The sequence below is a fragment of the bacterium genome (assembly GCA_026398675.1).
Classification (GTDB): Bacteria; RBG-13-66-14; RBG-13-66-14; order RBG-13-66-14; family RBG-13-66-14; genus RBG-13-66-14.
Genome location: JAPLSK010000277.1, coordinates 1 through 4,529, shown reverse-complemented (window position 1 = coordinate 4,529; position 4,529 = coordinate 1). Strand labels below are relative to the sequence as shown.

The window sequence follows — 4,529 nt, the reverse complement described above, 5'->3', positions numbered from 1 at the left end:
CCAGGGCGGCGTCGCGGCGCTTGCGCCCCATCATGTCCGCCACCATGGCGTTGGCCGCCGGCCAGATGACCGAGTTCCCCGTGCCGTCCATGGCGCGGATGGGGATGTAAAGCCAAATCAGCCAGGAGACGTTGATCAGCGAGAGCAGGAGGGGGCTCAGGCAGGAGATGGTCAGGCCGATGATGATCATCAGCCGTCGGCCGAAGCGGTCGGACAGGGAGCCGCCGAAAATTTTCAGAAACGTGTTGGTAAAGGGGAAGGCGGCGATGGCCACGCCGACCAGCCCGACCGTGGCGCCCAGGACCTTGGTCGAGTAGAGCTGCAACGCTGGGATGACGATGCCGTACCCCAGCTCCGCGGCGAAGATGGCCGCGATCAGGAGGATGTAGTTCCGATTGACTTTGACGTTGCGCAGGCCGGCTTTAATGCGTATCGGTTCACTCATTGGGGCTACACCGGCGGGATGGGTTAAAAGGCCTCGGATTAGACGGATTTTTATTGCGCCTATTGTCCTTCAACAGCCGCCAACAATCAACCGCTCCGTGGAAACGCCCACGGTTCTATGCTATAGTGGGCATTGTCTCAAATGACGATAGGCTAAAGCGATGGCCAATGTCCTCCTGGTCTGCTTCGACTCGCTGGCGTACGCCCCGGGGCTGCGCCTCCTCTCCTCACTGGGAAACGCCGCTGGTCACAACACCTACCTTCTGTTCCTCATCAAGGAAAGCACGACCTTCCAGGAGCGCCGCTTAGAGACGTCCCGCGAGCTGGCCGCTTTCGTAAGCCTCTTGGACGAGCTCTCCATAGACGTTGTCGGCCTGTCGGTGATGACGCCGGAGTACCACCGGGCGGTGCGGGTGGCCGAGTGCGCCCGGGCCGAGGGCCGTCACGTGGTGTGGGGCGGGATACACGCAGCCATTCGCCCCGAGGAGTGCCTGCCCTACGCCGATGCGGTCTGCCTGACCGAGGCGGAGGCCACCTGGACCGCATACCTGGACGCCCTGGAACGGAGTGGGGACCGTCGGTTGCCCAACTTCGTCCTTCCGGGTGAGGACGCCGCCGAGGTTCGCGCCGGCGGCCGGCTCGAGCTCATAAGCGACCTCGACTCCCTCCCCTTCCCGGATTACGACGTCGCGCGCTCCTACTACTCCGACGGGAATGGCGTCCTGCGGATGGATTGGGAATCCTACCGGAAATACAACACCTGGGAGGGAACCTACTACCGACTCTTGACCAGCCGGGGTTGCCCCTACCAGTGTACTTACTGCGTCAACAGCTTCTTCTGGCGGCAGTTCGGCAAGCAGTGGCTGCGCCGCAGGTCGGTGGAGAACAGCATCGCCGAGATTGCGTGGATCCGGCAAAAGATGCCCTTCATCCGGGGCATAAATATCCAGGACGACAGCTTCTTCATGGGTTCCGACGAATGGCTGGAGGATTTCTGCCGTCGGTACAAGGCGGAAGTCGGCCTGCCCTTCATCGCCCGCATGATACCACGCTTCACCACCGAAAAGAGAATCGAGCTTCTGGCCGACGCCGGTTTCGACTACGCGGGGATAGGGTTGCAAACCGGCTCGGAGCGCCTCTCCCTCGAGGTGTACGAGCGGGTGCAGGATAACGCGAAGTTCCTGGAAAACGACTGGATTTTGTCGAAGTACGGGGTCGCCAAGAGCTACGATATCCTGGTAGACAACCCCTTCGAAACCGAGCGGGACACGCTGGAGACCATAGACATCCTGCTGCGCCTGAAGAAACCCTTCTACGTCGTCACCTATTCCCTGACCCCATTTCCGGAAACCAGGTTCTACGACAAGGCGAAGTCCGCCGGGTTTCTAGACCGGATGCCGGACCCCTACAACTCGGCGATGTACGCCACCGACCCCGACAACTACTACACCCCGAAAACCCTGCGCCGGTTGATCGAGACCGCCCCGTACATCCCCAAGGCCCTGCTGCGTTACTGCCGCGGCCACTGGAAAGGAAGCCTGGTCGGCTGGTTCGCGCCGCAACTCACCCGCTTTTACCAGTGGATAATCCGGGTAATAAATTGGGGGCGTTACAAACACCCCTGGTTCCTGCGACTCGTCCTCTTCCTGGGCCGGATTTGGGGTCGCACCGGCCTCCGGAGGGAAATCCCCCGTGAGGAGATTCATCCGGAGAGTTAGTTCTCAGAAGGCCGACTGGAAGGCTTCGTAGGCTCGGGGGCCGTAGAGGACGAAAATTACGCGACGGACGCCCTTCAACGGTAAAGCCTCCTCCAGACCGGCGCGCATGGCCCGGGCGCAATCCTCCATGGCCAGCCCCCCGACCCCGGTGCCCAGGGCGGGCATGGCGACTGATTTGGCCCCGATCCGGTCGGCCTCCTCGATTGCACTGGTCGTCGCCCGGCGAACTTTATCGGCATCGGTCTTCAAGTCCTGACCCATCACCGCCGCGTGTATGACCCACCGCGCCGGCAGTTTCCCGGCGCCGGTGGTCACCGCCCGGCCCACCTCTATCGGACCCAGCGCCATCGCCTCGCGCTCGACGGAGGAGCCGCCGGCTTTCTTCAGCGCCCCCGCCACCCCGGAGCCCATCCACAGGTGGTTGTTCGCCGCGTTGACCACCGCGTCGCAGGCCACTCGGGCGATGTCGCCCTTGGCGATAACGATTTTCAGACCGGCAATCCTGTGGACTGGCTTAACCAAGGGACGTCTCCGAGGGTCGCAGGGATTATGCACCGCGGGAAGCGGTTGGTCAAGCAGGGGTCGGAGGACGCCGGGCCGCGGGTCGCTTCGAGGGTGCCCGAAAAGACCGTTTTGTTGCAAACGCCCGGCGGTAGGGGTGTGGCCAGCCGGCGGGAGAGCGGTTATAATGGGGGCGAAACGGTGCGGCTCGGAGGACCACCCATGTTCTACGGTTTCGGCTGGTTCTACATGGACTGGACTATGGTTTTACTCATCCCCGGGCTCATCCTGGGGCTCATCGCCCAGTCCATGGTCAACTCGCGCTTCCGCCGCTACTCGAAGGTCCAGACGCGCGGAGGGCTGACCGGGGCGCAGGTGGCGGCCGGCATCCTGACCGAGGCCGGGCTGCCCGACGTGGAGATAGAGGTGGTGGGCGGTAAGCTCTCGGACCACTACGACCCGCGGACGCGCAAACTGTACCTTTCCGCCGACGTGGCCCACGCCTCCTCCGTGGCCGCGCTGGGGGTGGCGGCCCACGAGGTCGGCCACGCCATCCAGCACGGAAGCGGCTACTTCCCGCTCCACCTGCGCAACGCCGTCGTCCCCGCGACGAGAATCGGCTCCTGGCTCTACCTGCCGCTCTTCATCGCCGGGCTCATCTTCGCCGTGGAGCCGCTGGTCTGGGTCGGCATCGGCTGCTTCACGCTTTTATTGCTGTTCCAACTGATAACGCTGCCGGTGGAGTTCAACGCCAGCTCGCGGGCCCTGGTCATCCTGCGCGACGGTGGCTACCTGGAGCCCGAGGAGCAAGCGGGGGCGCGGAAGATTCTCTCGGCCGCGGCGCTGACCTACGTCGCCGCCCTGGTGTCGAGCATTCTCATCCTGCTGCGCCTCCTCTTAATCGCCGGCGCCTTCAGCCGGCGGTAGCGAAAAATGCGGCTCTGGGTGGGACTACCGGTTCCCGATAAGCCGGGCCAGTACGATCTCCGGCCCGTGGAAGTAGATTATTCCCGGGAGCGACTGCGGAGGTTGTACCGATTCCCGCTCCTTCTGTCTTTGGGGCTGGCCGTTTTTTTCGGCGCGGCGGCTGCGGTTCTCGCCGGTTTGCGCGATGAGACCGCGGCGGGGTGGGCCCTGGGGGTGATGGCCGTAGGCGCCGTGGTTTCGGCGGTGGTCTTCATTCTCCAGCTCCGCCGGCGGAACGCCGTGCGCCGGGAACCGGAGAAATTCGCCAAATTTGCCTTCCTCGCCTTCGACGCCAAAGAGGGCGAGGCGGCCTTCACCGAGGACGAGCTTGCCGAGAGGACCGGTGAACCGTAGACATGCGCGTCGTCGTCAACGGCATTGACCTGACCAACGTGCGGCACGACCCGCAGGTGGCCCCGCACTACGGGCATCTCCTGCGGTGGGTCGTCCTGTTCATCATCGGCTGCACCATCCTGGGGCCCGGCATCGCTTTGGGGGTCATCCTGGGGTGGGATTTTCTGCCCTGGGTCGTGGGCGGATTTTTCCTCTTCACGCTCGTCTTCTTTATCCGCTCCACCTTCCACGTCTCCTCAGCGGCGAAGAATGCGCTCCTGGAGCACAACGCCGACTTCAGGGAAGTCCTGGGGCGCCTAAAGGGGGCGGTGAGGCCGGAGGGGCAACCGGCGCGGCGGCCGGTCAGGATGAAGACCCGATGCCCAAACTGCGGCGCGTCGGTCTCCACCGGGCACATCACGAAAATCGAGGGCGTCCCGGCGGTGCACTGCCCGTACTGTGACACGCTCTACCCCCTGGAGGAAGCGGAGTCGGCCTAGGAGGGCGATTTTTTGCGCGTTGTCCTGCAGCACGTTTCGCAAGCGCGGGTGGAGGTGGACGGCCGGG

At 63.9% G+C, this 4,529-nt stretch carries 6 protein-coding genes; 4 read left to right on the top strand and 2 right to left on the bottom strand.

All coding sequences use genetic code 11. The annotated features are described in order from the left end of the window. A partial coding sequence (locus tag NTW26_08485) for an MFS transporter (GenBank protein ID MCX7022288.1) occupies nucleotides 1-445 on the bottom strand: 445 nt, incomplete at its 3' end. Nucleotides 446-605: 160 nt separating this feature from the next. On the opposite strand from NTW26_08485, the gene NTW26_08480 reads away from it, so the two are divergent. Further along, nucleotides 606-2,162, top strand: a complete 1,557-nt coding sequence (locus NTW26_08480) for a radical SAM protein (protein ID MCX7022287.1) — start codon at nucleotides 606-608, stop codon at nucleotides 2,160-2,162. 3 nt (nucleotides 2,163-2,165) lie between these two features. On the opposite strand, the gene NTW26_08475 is transcribed toward NTW26_08480, so the two are convergent. After that, nucleotides 2,166-2,684 carry a macro domain-containing protein gene (locus NTW26_08475; protein MCX7022286.1) on the bottom strand — a complete coding sequence of 173 codons (519 nt, stop codon included), beginning with the start codon at nucleotides 2,682-2,684 and terminating at the stop codon, nucleotides 2,166-2,168. A 201-nt stretch (nucleotides 2,685-2,885) separates the two neighbouring features. Between NTW26_08475 and NTW26_08470 the strand changes: the two genes are divergently transcribed. Genes NTW26_08470 through NTW26_08460 form a run of 3 tightly spaced genes read left to right on the top strand, consistent with a single transcriptional unit; the run spans nucleotide 2,886 to nucleotide 4,462 of the window. Continuing rightward, nucleotides 2,886-3,590 (top strand): zinc metallopeptidase, encoded by a 705-nt coding sequence (locus NTW26_08470; GenBank protein ID MCX7022285.1) that lies wholly within the window; start codon nucleotides 2,886-2,888, stop codon nucleotides 3,588-3,590. Nucleotides 3,591-3,596: 6 nt separating this feature from the next. After that, nucleotides 3,597-3,983: a hypothetical protein gene (locus NTW26_08465; protein ID MCX7022284.1), complete on the top strand. Its 387-nt coding sequence runs from the start codon at nucleotides 3,597-3,599 to the stop codon at nucleotides 3,981-3,983. A gap of 2 nt (nucleotides 3,984-3,985) precedes the next feature. Then, on the top strand, nucleotides 3,986-4,462 hold the full coding sequence (locus NTW26_08460) for a hypothetical protein (GenBank protein MCX7022283.1): 477 nt from the start codon (nucleotides 3,986-3,988) through the stop codon (nucleotides 4,460-4,462). The last annotated feature ends 67 nt before the right edge of the window (nucleotides 4,463-4,529 follow it).

Coding starts and splice junctions, on each gene's coding strand:
- NTW26_08465 (MCX7022284.1), top strand. CDS start 3,597: ATGCGGCTCTGGGTGGGACTACCGGTTCCCGATAAGCCGGGCCAGTAC.
- NTW26_08480 (MCX7022287.1), top strand. CDS start 606: ATGGCCAATGTCCTCCTGGTCTGCTTCGACTCGCTGGCGTACGCCCCG.
- NTW26_08460 (MCX7022283.1), top strand. CDS start 3,986: ATGCGCGTCGTCGTCAACGGCATTGACCTGACCAACGTGCGGCACGAC.
- NTW26_08470 (MCX7022285.1), top strand. CDS start 2,886: ATGTTCTACGGTTTCGGCTGGTTCTACATGGACTGGACTATGGTTTTA.